This window comes from Pedococcus sp. P2_D9 (genome assembly GCF_056404275.1).
Window position 1 is genome coordinate 162,906 of record NZ_JBFUEI010000003.1, and the last position, 12,554, is coordinate 175,459.

Annotated in this window: 13 protein-coding genes and 1 tRNA gene; 6 read left to right on the forward strand and 8 right to left on the reverse strand. The window is 70.6% G+C overall.

Features of this window, described 5'->3' with window-relative positions; genetic code table 11:
- Window positions 1–97: 97 nt before the first annotated feature.
- The gene (locus tag AC1DXJ_RS05775) at window positions 98–346 is read right to left on the reverse strand and encodes a cell division protein CrgA (RefSeq protein WP_477614247.1); all 249 of its coding nucleotides are present in this window, start codon (window positions 344–346) and stop codon (window positions 98–100) included.
- Between the two features lie 65 nt (window positions 347–411).
- Between AC1DXJ_RS05775 and AC1DXJ_RS05780 the strand changes: the two genes are divergently transcribed.
- From AC1DXJ_RS05780 to AC1DXJ_RS05795, 4 genes are read left to right on the forward strand one after another with little or no spacing between them, the layout of a single operon-like run.
- Window positions 412–1,164, forward strand: a complete 753-nt coding sequence (locus AC1DXJ_RS05780) for a DUF881 domain-containing protein (RefSeq protein WP_477614248.1) — start codon at window positions 412–414, stop codon at window positions 1,162–1,164.
- The gene (locus AC1DXJ_RS05785; protein WP_477614249.1) at window positions 1,161–1,844 is read left to right on the forward strand and encodes a class E sortase; all 684 of its coding nucleotides are present in this window, start codon (window positions 1,161–1,163) and stop codon (window positions 1,842–1,844) included. The genes AC1DXJ_RS05780 and AC1DXJ_RS05785 overlap by 4 nt, the downstream gene beginning before the upstream one ends.
- Before the next feature lie 3 nt (window positions 1,845–1,847).
- On the forward strand, window positions 1,848–2,081 hold the full coding sequence (locus AC1DXJ_RS05790; protein WP_477624577.1) for a hypothetical protein: 234 nt from the start codon (window positions 1,848–1,850) through the stop codon (window positions 2,079–2,081).
- Complete coding sequence (locus tag AC1DXJ_RS05795; protein WP_477624578.1) at window positions 2,078–2,734, forward strand: aminodeoxychorismate/anthranilate synthase component II; 657 nt, start codon at window positions 2,078–2,080, stop codon at window positions 2,732–2,734. Before AC1DXJ_RS05790 ends, AC1DXJ_RS05795 begins: the two co-directional genes overlap by 4 nt.
- Before the next feature lie 51 nt (window positions 2,735–2,785).
- On the opposite strand, the gene pknB is transcribed toward AC1DXJ_RS05795, so the two are convergent.
- Genes pknB through AC1DXJ_RS05830 form a run of 7 tightly spaced genes read right to left on the reverse strand, consistent with a single transcriptional unit; the run spans window position 2,786 to window position 11,469 of the window.
- On the reverse strand, window positions 2,786–4,627 hold the full coding sequence (gene pknB / locus AC1DXJ_RS05800; RefSeq protein WP_477614252.1) for a Stk1 family PASTA domain-containing Ser/Thr kinase: 1,842 nt from the start codon (window positions 4,625–4,627) through the stop codon (window positions 2,786–2,788).
- The gene (locus tag AC1DXJ_RS05805; RefSeq protein ID WP_477636514.1) at window positions 4,624–5,892 is read right to left on the reverse strand and encodes a serine/threonine-protein kinase; all 1,269 of its coding nucleotides are present in this window, start codon (window positions 5,890–5,892) and stop codon (window positions 4,624–4,626) included. Before AC1DXJ_RS05805 ends, pknB begins: the two co-directional genes overlap by 4 nt.
- Entirely contained in the window at window positions 5,889–7,346 is a 1,458-nt protein-coding gene (locus AC1DXJ_RS05810; protein ID WP_477614254.1) for a peptidoglycan D,D-transpeptidase FtsI family protein, read from the reverse strand. Before AC1DXJ_RS05810 ends, AC1DXJ_RS05805 begins: the two co-directional genes overlap by 4 nt.
- Complete coding sequence (locus AC1DXJ_RS05815; RefSeq protein WP_477614255.1) at window positions 7,343–8,719, reverse strand: FtsW/RodA/SpoVE family cell cycle protein; 1,377 nt, start codon at window positions 8,717–8,719, stop codon at window positions 7,343–7,345. The genes AC1DXJ_RS05810 and AC1DXJ_RS05815 overlap by 4 nt, the downstream gene beginning before the upstream one ends.
- Complete coding sequence (locus AC1DXJ_RS05820) at window positions 8,716–10,065, reverse strand: PP2C family protein-serine/threonine phosphatase (RefSeq protein WP_477624579.1); 1,350 nt, start codon at window positions 10,063–10,065, stop codon at window positions 8,716–8,718. The genes AC1DXJ_RS05815 and AC1DXJ_RS05820 overlap by 4 nt, the downstream gene beginning before the upstream one ends.
- 12 nt (window positions 10,066–10,077) lie before the next feature.
- Window positions 10,078–10,593, reverse strand: coding sequence for an FHA domain-containing protein FhaB/FipA (locus AC1DXJ_RS05825; protein ID WP_477614257.1), 516 nt, complete (start codon window positions 10,591–10,593; stop codon window positions 10,078–10,080).
- A 9-nt stretch (window positions 10,594–10,602) separates the two neighbouring features.
- Window positions 10,603–11,469 carry an FhaA domain-containing protein gene (locus AC1DXJ_RS05830; RefSeq protein ID WP_477614258.1) on the reverse strand — a complete coding sequence of 289 codons (867 nt, stop codon included), beginning with the start codon at window positions 11,467–11,469 and terminating at the stop codon, window positions 10,603–10,605.
- Between the two features lie 197 nt (window positions 11,470–11,666).
- On the opposite strand from AC1DXJ_RS05830, the gene AC1DXJ_RS05835 reads away from it, so the two are divergent.
- Together AC1DXJ_RS05835 and AC1DXJ_RS05840 are read left to right on the forward strand one after the other, a co-directional pair.
- Window positions 11,667–11,749: transfer RNA gene (locus AC1DXJ_RS05835), tRNA-Leu, on the forward strand.
- A gap of 101 nt (window positions 11,750–11,850) precedes the next feature.
- Window positions 11,851–12,528: an NADPH-dependent F420 reductase gene (locus AC1DXJ_RS05840; protein ID WP_477614259.1), complete on the forward strand. Its 678-nt coding sequence runs from the start codon at window positions 11,851–11,853 to the stop codon at window positions 12,526–12,528.
- Window positions 12,529–12,554: the final 26 nt, after the last annotated feature.

Genomic DNA, 12,554 nt, shown 5'->3' on the forward strand with positions numbered 1-12,554 from the left:
GGGCGTCGGGCCCGTATTACACGCCTGTCATTTGTCCCCAGCTGTGCACAACCCTGTGGATAACGTGCGGGTCAGGCGGTCAGGCGGGACGGTGCGGTCAGCGCCAGCGGGTCGTCATCGCGAAACCCGTGAGCATCAGGCCGAAGCCGACGCCGAGGTTCCAGCGACCGAGCGACTCCAGCGGGAAGCGCTGGCTGGTGATGTAGAAGACGACGATCCACAGGAGGCCGACGACCATGAGCGTCAGCATCGCCGGCACGAACCAGGGCGGGTTGCCGACCTTGGCCTTCGCGGGCTTGCTCGGCGGGGTGTAAGCGCGCTTGGCGCGACCCTTGGACTCAGGCACGGAAACACTCCTCGAAACTCGGACGGCAGCGTCAACCGTCTCGACGTGTGGCATAGCGTAGTGCCATGGCGGACCAGCGGCTCACGTGGCTGACGCGCCGCCCCACTCTCTGGTCGGCCGTGGTCCCGCTGGTCGCCCTGGTCGCCGGACTGTTGTTCGCCCTGAGCGCGGCCACGGCCCGGGGCACCGACCTGCGTTCGTCGGGCGGTGACCTGCCGGGCCTGATCCGCAACCAGACCCGCCAGAACACCGTCCTCGCAAGCCGGCTCGCGCAGCTGCGTGCCGAGGTGGACCGGCTCTCGGCCCAGCAGGCCCCCGGCGACCTGCGCGTCACCCAGCTGACCACGGAGGCCGACAAGCTGACCCTGGCGGCCGGCACCCAGGCCGTGGCCGGCCCCACGGTGCAGGTGTCGCTCACCGATGCCAAGAACGTCCCCGCCGTGCTGCCCGACGGCTTCTCGGTCGACGACTACGTCGTGCACCAGCAGGACGTCCAGGCCGTCGTCAACGCGCTCTGGGAGGGCGGAGCCGAGGCGATGATGCTGATGGACCAGCGGATCATCTCCACCAGCGCGGTCCGCTGCGTCGGCAACACCCTCATCCTCCAGGGACGGGTGTACTCCCCTCCCTACGTCATCTCCGCCATGGGTGACCAGTCCAACCTCAAGACAGCGCTGGAGCGCAGCCCGTCGGTGTCCATCTACCGGCAGTGGGTGGGCGAGGTCGGCGTGGGATACGACGTGAGGACGAACGTGCAGCAGACCTTCCCCGCCTATGCGGGCTCGATCAACCTGCAGCGCGCCCGGGCCGGCCGATGAGGGTGGCCCGCTGGGTCCTGGGTGTCGCCGGCGACCTGATGGTCACGGCGGGGCTGCTGCTTCTCCTCTTCGTCGGCTGGCAGCTCTGGTGGACCGACGTCACCGCCAACCGCACGCAGGACGCGACGGTCTCCACGCTGACCCGCGACTTCGCGGCCGCGGCGCCGACCAGCCCCGCCGGGCAGCCGACGGCTGCCCCGTTCGGGGCGGCGTTCGCGATCGTGCGGATCCCGCGCCTCGGGGCGCACTACGCGCGCCCGCTCCTCGAGGGCACCGGCCGCGACATCCTCCAGGACGGCATCGGCCACTACGACGGCACCGCGGGGCCCGGGGCGGTCGGCAACTTCGCGATCGCCGGGCACCGCACGACCTACGGGCGTCCTTTCCACGACATCGACAAGCTGCGCAGCGGTGACCTGGTCGTGGTGGAGACCAAGGCGGCATACAACGTCTATGCCGTGCGGCGTCACGAGATCGTGGCGCCCAGCGACGTCAGGGTGATCGCGCCCGTGCCCGACAAGCCTGGCGCGAAGCCCACCGAGCGCTGGCTGACGATGACCGCGTGCCACCCCAAGTACAGCGCCGCCCAGCGCTACGTCGTGTTCGCCCAGCTGGTGAAGACCTACCCCCATGCCGAGGGCCTGCCTGCCGGGACCCTCGCCGCCCCGAAGGGAGCCTGACCGATGCTGTATGCCGCGATCTGGCGCGCGCTGCCCGGTCCCCTCGTGGTGCGGGTCCTGCTCGCCGCCGTGCTCGTGCTGCTCGTGGTCGCCTTCTGCTTCCTGTGGCTCTTCCCGCGCATCGCCCCCCTCATGCCGTTCAACGAGAACACGGTCGACCCCACCGCACTGCGTGCGCCGAACCACCTGGTCCGGGCCCAAGAAACAGGATTACCGATGACGGAGGACCACCGATGACCCGCATCCTCGTCGTCGACAACTACGACAGCTTCGTCTTCACCATCGTCGGCTACCTCCAGCAGCTCGGTGCCGAGTGCGAGGTCGTGCGCAACGACGCCCTGCGTCCCGCCGACGGCGCGGAGTTCGACGGCGTCCTGGTCTCACCCGGACCAGGGACCCCGGAGGAGGCCGGCGTCTCGATGGCGATGATCGAGGGCTGCGGGGAGCGTGCCCAGCCGATGCTCGGCGTGTGCCTCGGTCACCAGGCTCTCGGAGTCGTGACCGGGGCAACGGTCGGCCGCGCCCCGGAGCTGCTGCACGGCAAGACCTCCAGGGTGCTCCACGACGACACGGGGGTGCTCGCGGGGCTGCCGTCGCCGTTCACCGCGACGCGCTACCACTCGCTGACGATCGACCCCGCGACCGTTCCCGAGACGCTGGTCGCCAACGGTCACACCGAGTCCGGCATCATCATGGCCGCGCGCCACCGCGACCTGCCACTGCACGGCGTGCAGTTCCACCCCGAGAGCGTGCTCACCGAGGGCGGCCACCGGATCCTCGCCAACTGGCTGACCCTGTGCGGCCTCGAGGACGCGGTCGCCCGCTCGGCAGGACTCAGCCCGTTGGTGCGCGACGCCGAGGGCGTGGCGCGAGCCGTCGCCGCCGGCTGACTCCACCGCTTCGCCGGGCCGCGCCACGGGGCCTCGTCTGGGGCCGCCTGGCTACGGCAGCGTGGTCGCCGTTCCCGTCGGCAGAGTGGGGGGCGCCGTGGTCGTCGCCGTCGTGGGTGGGGTGGTGGGTGTCTGCACCGGGGGTGGTGGCTGCGCGATGGTCAAGGTGATGGTCGAGCCGTCGTTCACCTTCGTCTTGGCCTTGATGCTCTGCTTGAGCACCGTGTTCTCCGGCTGGGTGCTGTCGACGTAGGTCGTCTTGACGCTCAGCCCGAGCTCGCCGAGCAGGTCGGCCGCCTCGTTGCGGGTCTTGCCCACGACATCCGGCACCGTCACCTTGCCGGACGACACGTTCAGGTCGACGGCCGAGCCCACCGCGACGGCCTCGCCCGCCGCCGGCGAGGTCGTCGAGACCTTGCCCTTGTCCAGTCCGGTGTCATCGACCTCCTTGATGCTGCCCACCTTCAGGTTGAGGTCAGCCAGCTGGGCGGCGGCCTCGTCCTTGCTGAAGCCCTTGAGGTCGGGCAGGTCGACGGTGTTCGGCCCGATCGACACGCTGATGCCCACCTTGCTGCCGCTCGTGACCATCTCGCTGGCGCTGGGGTTCTGGTCGACGACGGTGCCGACCTCCTTGGCGCTGTTGACATCGGTGGGCTCGGGCACCAGTCCGAGGGCGCGGATCTTGGCCTCGGCCGTGTCGACGGGCAGGTCGATCACCGAGGGGACCGCGACCTTCGGCTGGTTCTGTCCCGGCCGGTCCAGCAGGGCCTTCCCGGCCACGGCGATCAGGGTGAGGGCACCGAGCACGGCGAGGACCAGCAGGAAGTACGCCAGGCCCCGTCGCTTGCGGGGCTCGTCGTCGGGGTCGTGCCCGATGGCGGGAAGGGTCGCCGTGTTGGACCCCGCCGGCGCGGCATACTTCCCCCCGGCCGGGATCACCGTGGTGGCTGCGGTCGCGCTGGCCGGCGCGAGGGCCACCGTCGCGTCGGCGGTGCCGGCCGCGGCGCCTGCCGTGCCACGAGCAGCTGCGCTGATCGGGCGGCCGAGGCGCGCCGCCTGCAGGTCGGCACGGAAGGCGGTGGCGTCCTGGTAGCGGGACTCACGGTCCTTGGCCAACGCGTGCAGCACCACGGCGTCGAGGGCGTGGTCGATGCCGGGGGTGAGGGTCGACGGGCGCGGCGGGGGCTGCCCGACGTGCTGGTAGGCGATGGCCACCGGGGAGTCGGCCTGGAACGGCGGCCGTCCCGTGAGCAGCTCGAAGAGCAGGCAGCCGGTGGAGTAGAGGTCCGAGCGGGCGTCGACGTGGTGACCCTGGGCCTGCTCAGGGGAGAGGTACTGCGCCGTGCCGATGACGGCCTGGGTCTGGGTCATCGTCGCGTTGGCATCGGCGACGGCGCGGGCGATGCCGAAGTCCATCACCTTGATCTGGCCCTGGGGGCCGATCATGACGTTGGCCGGCTTGATGTCGCGGTGCACGATGCCCATGCGGTGGCTGTAGGCGAGGGCGTCGAGGACACCCTCGGTGATCCGGGCCGCCTCGGCCGGCGCGAGTGGTGAGCTGTTGTTGAGCAGCTCGCGCAGGGTCTGACCCTCGACGTGCTCCATGACGATGAAGGGCACGGGAACGCTGGCGCCTCCGGCCTCGGTGGCGTAGTCCTCGCCCGAGTCGTAGACGGCCACGATCGATGCGTGGTTGAGGCCTGCGGCGGACTGCGCCTCCCGGCGGAACCGGGCGAGGAACGCGGGGTCCCGCGCCAGGTCGGAGCGCAGCATCTTGATCGCCACGGGTCGCGACAGGCGGGTGTCGTGCCCCAGGTGGACCTCGGCCATGCCACCGCGGCCGAGGAGCTCACCGATCTCGTAGCGTCCCCCGAGCAGGCGTGGTGCTGTCACTTCTTCTTTCCCCCTTTGCCCTTGCCGTTGCCCGCGTTGGCGGGCGCCTTCGGCGCGGCAGTGGTGGCGGGCGCTGTGGTCCGGCTCGCCGTCGTCGCCGTCGTGGTCGCGCTGGATGGTGTCGTTGGTGTCGTGGTGGCCGTGCTGGGTGTGGTGGCACCGGGGTTGCCCTGCCGCGCTCCGGCTCCTCGACCGCCGAGGGCGATGGCCACCACGATGACGACGAGGACGACGACCGCGGCCGCGGCCGGGATCAGCCATCCCGGCCRCCGAGTGTCGTGCACCGCCGTGTCGGCGCGGTCGGAGTCCGTGGTGATGTCGGCACCGGAGGCTGCCGGCGTGGGCATGACCGAGGTCGGCAGGGTGCCCTCGGGCCCGAGGTCGGCCGGGACGCCGACGATGAAGGGTGCGACGGCCGCGGCCGCGCCGGCGACCAGGTGTGCGGGGGCCTGTCCGGGCGTCAGCCTGAGCGCCTCGGCGAAGGCGGCCGCGCTCTGGGGTCGCAGGGTCGGGTCCTTGGCCAGCGCCGCCATGACGGTGGTGCGCAGCGGTTCCTCGACGTCGTCGGAGAGCGGTGGGGCCGGCTGGCTGATGTGCGCCAGGGCGGTGGTCACCAAGGTGTCGCCGGAGAACGGTCGCTGGCCGGTGATCATCTCGTAGCCGACGACGGCCAGGGCGTAGACGTCGCTCAGTGGACCCGCCACCTCCCCCTTGGCCTGCTCGGGAGCCAGGTAGTGGGGTGTCCCCAGCACCTCTCCGGTCTGGGTCAGCGGCGCCTCGTTGAGGGCGCGGGCGATGCCGAAGTCGGTGAGCTTGGCGTACCCGTTGGCGTCGACGACGATGTTGGCCGGCTTGACGTCTCGGTGGACCACGTCCGCCTCGTGGGCGGCCTGAAGGGCCAGGGCCGCCTGGTAGAGGATCTCCGTGACCTCGGCCTGGGGCATCGGTGCGCGCTCGCGGATCAGCGTCGACAGGGGTTCGCCCTGCAGGAGCTCCATGACGAGGAAGGCGCTGCCGTCCTCCTCGCCGAAGTCGTGGACGGTGCCGATGTTGGGGTGGGACAGTCCGCCGCTGTGTCGTGCCTCGGCGCGGAAGCGCTCGAGGAAGCCTTCGTCCTGTGCGCTGCCGGGCAGGAGGACCTTGACGGCGACCTCGCGATCGAGCGTCTCGTCGTGGGCCCGCCAGACCTCGCCCATCCCGCCGAGGGCGATGCGCTCGACGAGGCGGTAGCGGTCGGCCAGCACCTGGCCGGTCTCGTGGCTCACTTGCCCAGCACCGCTTCCATCACTGCCTTGGCGATCGGTGCCGCGACCCGGCCGCCCGCGGCCTCGTTGCCGGCATTGCCGCCGTCCTCGACGACGACCGCGACGGCGACCTTGGGGTCGCTCGACGGCGCGAACCCGGTGAACCAGGCGTGCGGCGCCTTGCCTGCGGCGTGCTGCGCGGTGCCGGTCTTGCCCGCGACGTCGATACCGCTGATCTGGGCGGCGCGGCCCGTGCCGCTCTTCACGACGGCTTCCATCATCCGGGTCAGTGCTGCCGCGGTGTCGGCCGAGACGGCCTGCGAGAGCTGTTCGGGCTGCGTCTCGTCGATCACCTCGAGGTCCGAGGAGGTGACCTTCTTGACGAGGTGAGGTCGCATCACGATCCCGTTGTTGGCGATGGCCGCCGAGATCATCGCCACCTGTAGCGGCGTCACGCGAACGTCGTACTGACCGATCGCGGACTGCGCGAGCTGGGGCTGGTTGAGCTCCGCCGGCACCGAGCTCGGCGTGACCGACATCGGCACCGACAGGCGGTCACCGATGCCGAACTTCGCCGCCTGGGCACGGAAGCCGTCGGCCCCCACCTGCATGCCCAGCCACCCGAACGCGGTGTTGCACGAGATCTCGAGGGCGTGCGTGAGGGTGGTCTTGTCGTTGGGACCGCAGTTGCCCCGGAAGTCGTTGGGCAGGTCGGAGCTGGTCTGCGGCAGGTCGAGCACGGCCGGGCCGGGGATCTGGCTCTCCTCGGTGAACTTGCCGGACTCGAGCGCCGCCGCGGCGGTGACGATCTTGAACGTCGACCCCGGAGGGTAGAGGTTTCCGGCGATGGCGCGGTCCACCATCGGCTGGGTGGGGGCGGAGTTGAGCTGCTTCCAGGCTGCGACGACCTTGTCGGTGTCGTGGCTGCTCAGCACGGAGGGGTCGTATGCCGGGTGGCTGACGAGGGCGAGGATCTCACCGGTCGTGGGGTCGAGGGCGACGACGGCTCCGCGCTGGTCGCCCAGCGCCTTGTCGGCGGCGGCCTGCGCCTTGGCGTTGATGGTGAGCTCGAGGCTCGCGCCCGTCTGCTCCTTGCCGGTGAGGATGTCGGAGACGCGGCGGTAGAAGAGCTTGTCGGAGGACCCGGCGAGCAGGCTGTTCTCGGCCCCCTCGATGCCACCGCCCGCGCCGTAGGTGAACGAGTAGTAGCCGGTGATGTGCGAGTAGAGGTCGCCCTGCGGATAGGTCCGCAGCCACTTGAGCTCGTCCTTGGTGGCGGTGGACTTCGCGACCGGGGTGCCACCGACGAGGATCTGGCCGCGTTCGCGGGCGTAGTTGGCCAGCAGGGTGCGGCGGTTCTCGGGGCGGTCCTGGAGGGCCTTGGCCTGGACGAACGAGATGTAGGTCGAGGAGATCAGCAGCGCCGTGAACAACAGCGCGACGACGGTCGAGAGCCGGCGGATGGGGGCGTTCACCGGATCGCCACCACTTCGGTCCTGGCCTGGCCGGACGGCGTGGGACCGGGCTGGATCTCGGCGACCGGGCGCCGGGCGACGTCGCTGATGCGCAGCAGCAGGGCGACGAGGGTCCAGTTGGCGAGCAGGGAGGAGCCTCCGTAGGACAGGAACGGCATCGTCAGACCGGTCAGCGGGATGACCCGGGTGACACCGCCGACGACGACGAAGCACTGGAGGGCCACCGAGAACGCGAGCCCTGCGGCGAGGAGCTTGCCGAAACCGTCGCGGACTCCGAGCGCGGTGCGCAGTCCGCGCTCGACCAGGAGCACGTAGAGCACCAGGAGCGCGAACAGCCCGATGAGGCCGAGCTCCTCGCCGAAGCTCGGGATGATGAAGTCGGACTCGGCGAAGTAGGTGAGGTCGGGACGGCCACGACCCAGACCCGTGCCGAGCAGGCCACCGGCGGCCATGCCCATCAGGCCCTTGGCCACCTGGTCCGACTGGTCGGGCGCGAACGGGTCGAGCCACAGGTGCACGCGCTGCTGGACGTGCCCGAACACGAGGAACGCGAGATAGGCCCCACCGCAGAACAGCGTCATGCCGATCGCGATCCACGAGGTGCGTTCGGTGGCGACATAGAGCATGGACACGAACAGCCCGAACAGCAGCAGCGACGAGCCGAGGTCCTTCTCGAAGACGAGGACGAGCAGGCTGAGCACCCAGGCGACGATGATCGGCCCCAGGTCCCTGCCCCGGGGGAACGTGAACCCGAGCACCTTGCGACCTGCGAGGGACAGCGCGTCGCGAGTCTGCACGAGGTAGCCGGCGAAGAACACGGCCAGCACGATCTTGGCGACCTCACCGGGCTGGAAGGTGAAGGGTCCGAGCCCGATCCAGATCCGCGACCCGTTGACGGTGCGACCGATACCGGGGATGAGGGGCAGGATCAGCAGCCCGAAACCGACGACGGCCGCCGTGAAGGTGTAGCGCCGCAGCATCCGGTGGTCACGCAGGAACCACAGCACCACCGCGGCGATCGCCACGGCGAGGGCACTCCACGTGAGCTGCTTGAGGGCCAGGCCCGAGCTGATGTCGCGTCCCTTGGCGATGTCGAGGCGGTGGATCATCACCAGCCCCAACCCGTTGAGCAGGGTGACGATCGGGAGCAGGAGGGGGTCGGCGTACGCCGCCTTCCACCGCAGCAGCAGGTGGAACGCCAGCGAGATGACGAGCAGGCCGGCGCCGTGCGTGACCAGACCCGGGGGGAACGCGCCGGAGACGGACAGCCCGACGTTGACGTAGGCCAGGACCACGATGCTCACGGCCAGCAGGAGCAGCACCAGCTCGACGTTGCGGCGGGTTCGGGGGGCGAAGCTCGAAACGGTGGTCATCTCGTCGTCGTGGTCGCAGCGGTGGTCGGCGCCGTGGTGGTGGTCGTGGTGGTCGAGGTGGTGGTGGAGGGCGACGGGGTGCCGGCGTCCTCACAGGCCCCGCCGGTGGCCCGGCTCGCCGCGCACCGCAGCGCGTCGGTGCGCAGGCGGTTGACCAGCGCCTGCGCGTCGGCCAGCGAGTCCTTGGCGATGGTCTGCTGCACCTGTTGGCGCTCGAAATCGGGGAGGTCGGCCACCATGACGTCGGACCCGGACTCGACGTGGGACAGCTTGACCGGCCCGAGGTCCTGCGAAACCCCTTGGTAGATGGCGACATTGCCCTGGTGGGCGCCCACGAAGTACTGGCGCTGGGACCAGGTGTACGCGGCATACGCGCCACCGCCGAGCACGATGAGCACCAGGCCGAGCAGGGCGACGCGACGCAGCCAGCGGCCCGGCCCGGAGGCGGGGCCCTCCTCGGCGAGTGTGACGTCCTGGCTCTCGTCGTCCTGGCCCGAGGCCTCACGGGACAGGGCGGCGGCCTTCGCGGCAGGGGTCACCGGGATCGGGCGGGTGCCGCCCTTGGTGCGGGTGGCGGCGGCCCCGACGATCTGGGGCTGGGTCGGCGGCGCGGTCACCTTGGTGATGTCCACGACGTCACCGATGACGATCGTGACGTTGTCGGGGGCTCCCGCCTTGAGGGCGAGGTCGACGAGGCGGTCGGCCGTGGGGCCGGGAGCCTGTCCGGCGAGGACCAGCTCGGCGATCGTGTCGCCGGCGACGTAGTCGGTGAGGCCGTCGGACGCGATGAGGTAGCGGTCGCCGATGCGGGCCTCACGGACGGTGACGTCGGGCTCGTCGTCGTCCTGTCCGGTGAGTACCCGGGTCACCAGCGACCGCTGCGGGTGACCGATGGCCTCGTCCTCGGTGATCCGCCCCTCGTCGACCAGGCTCTGGACGAACGAGTGGTCCTTCGTGATCTGGGTGAGCTTGCCGTCGCGGGCGAGATAGGCCCTGGAGTCACCGATGTGGGCGAGGACGAGCTTGTTGTGGGACCGCAGGATCGCGATCAGCGTCGTGCCCATGCCCTGCAGGGCCGGTTCGGCCTTCGCGATGTCAGCGAGCTGGTTGTTGGCCGCTGTGATCCGTTGCAGCAGAGCCGAACTCGCCTCGGCGCTGCCCAGGGCCTCTCCATCGAGGTCGACGAGCGCACCGATCACGGTGGACGACGCGATGTCACCGCCGGCGTGACCACCCATGCCGTCGGCCATCGCCAACAGGCGAGGCCCGGCGTACCCGGAGTCCTGGTTCTCCGAACGGACCATGCCGACGTCGGAGCGCGCGGCGTAGTGGAAGGCGAAGGGCATCGTCGTGGCTACCTATCGCCGCAGCTCGATGACGGTCTTGCCGATCCGCAGCGTGCTGCCTGCCTCGACCCGGACGGGGCCGGTCAGTCGTTCCGTGCCGACGAAGGTGCCGTTGGTGGAGCCGAGGTCCTCGACGAACCACGCGTTGTCGCGCTGGAAGATGCGGGCATGCCGGCCGGAGGCGAAGTCGTCGTCGAGGATCAGCGCACACTCGGGGTTGCGGCCGATGATGGTACCGGCCTGGCGCAGCGGAAGGCTCGTGCCGGTGAGCGGCCCCTGCGTGACGACGAGGGAGTGCGGCACGGACGAATGTGGTTGCCGCTTGGGGCGCTTCGCGGGTGTGGCCGGCGCTGGGGCGGCCGAGCGCGAGTCGGGCTGACGTGCGGCTGGCGCGGGCTTGCGGGGCGTGCGGCTGACGACGCGGGTGCCGTAGATGTCTCCCCGGAGCACGCCGACGACGCTGAAGACGAAGATCCACAGGAGGACGAGCAACCCGAGGCGGATGATCGTGAGGGTGAGTTCACTCATGCGTGGCGTTCACCGCCGACCGGCGCGGTAGATGACGGAGGTGCGCCCCACCGTGATCCGGTCCCCGTCGGACAGGCGCTGACTGGTGATGCGTTCGCTGTTGACGAACGTGCCGTTCGTCGACCCCATGTCGCGGATGCTCGCGACGAGGTGCGGCCCGTCGTTGGTCACGCGGATCTCGCTGTGCTGCCTGGAGATTCCCGGGTCGTCGAGGATGATGTCGGCGCTGTCGTCGCGGCCGAGCACGGTCATGGCGCCCATCAGCGGGTAGCGCTCGCCGTCGACGTCCAGCCACGGGCGGTCGGCCGGGTTGACCCGGCGTGGCGGGGCTGCCGGTGCGACCGGTGCCTGCATCTGCGTCGCCTCCAACCCGTCGTCCTCGGTATGCCGTGGGCGTGGGGCGGCCGGCGTCGGCGCGGCGGGGGTTGGCGCGGCCGGTGCGGCGGGGCTGGGAGCCGGCGTCGCGGCATACCCCTCCTCGCCCCGCTTGGGGGCGGCTCCGGGGCGCCGGGCAGTGGAGGTGCGGAGGCGGAAGACGCCCGTCTCGAGGTCGTTGGCGCTCGCGAAGTTCACCTGGAGGGGACCGCCGGGCTGGTAGCGCTGGGACTCGGCATGTTCCTGCGCCGCGGCGATCAGCTCGTTCTCGAGCTCCTCGTCGTAGCCACCGAGCCGCTCGTAGTCGGTGTCGGACAGCTCGACGGTGAACAGGTTGGGGACGATGGTCCGGCCCTGGCCGAGAACGGCGGCGCGGTCGTCCATCGCCCGGCGGATCGCGGACGCGATCTCCACCGGCTGGACCTCGGACTTGAAGGCACGGGCGAAGGCACCGTTGACGGCGCGTTCGAGGCGTTGCTCGACCCGGTCGAACAGTCCCACTGCTGGCACCTCCTCACCTGTTGCCCTGCGATGTCTGGTCACGTCTGGACCCGATCGTAACGGGCTGGTCTGGGCAGACTGGTCACGCGCGCCGCGCCGAAGGGGGCAGACGGTCCTCGTGGCCGCGTGTCCGTCGGAGGCGCGATGGGCCAGTTTGGCGAACGCAGGGCGCGTACGCCACAATTGGCCGTTCCCACGCGCGAGTGGCGGAACGGCAGACGCGCTGCGTTCAGGTCGCAGTGTCCGAAAGGGCGTGGGGGTTCAAATCCCCCCTCGCGCACGTGAGCTGAAGGCCCCCAACCACCACGGTTGGGGGCCTTCGCTCGATCCCCTCCGCTGGCGCGCCCCAACGCGTCCAGGGACGGTGCCTACTATCGCCTCATGAGAATCGCAGTGCTCGGCACCGGCATCGTCGGCCAGACCATCGCCGGCAAGCTCGACGAGCTGGGCCACTCAGTGGCCATCGGCACCCGTGACCCCGAGGCGACCGCGGCCCGGGTCGACCCCGACCAGATGGGCAACCCGCCGTTCACGACCTGGCACGCCGCCCACCCCGGGGTCGAGCTGACCAGCTTCGCCGACGCCGCAGCCGGTGCCACCCTGGTCGTCAACGCCTCCTCCGGCATGGTCGCCCTCAGCGTCCTGGGTCTGGCCGGAGCGGACAACCTCAACGGCAAGGTGCTGCTCGACATCTCCAACCCGCTCGACTTCACCGCCGGCTTCCCGCCCACGCTCTTCGTCAAGGACAGCGACTCCCTGGCCGAGCAGGTGCAGCGGGCCTACCCCGGGGCGAAGGTCGTCAAGGCCCTCAACACCCTGACCGCCTCCCTGATGGTCGACCCGCAGTCCCTCGGTCAGTCCAGCACCGTGTTCGTGTCGGGTGACGACGCGGACGCCAAGGCCGAGGTCGTCGCGCTGTTGCAGGCCTTCGGGCACGACGACGTCATCGACCTCGGCGCCCTGGAGACCGCTCGGGGTGCCGAGATGCTGCTGCCCCTGTGGCTTCGCCTGATGGGTACGCTGGGCACCGGCCAGTTCAACTTCAAGGTGGTCCGCTGACGGCACTCCCCTGACCGGGCACCGAG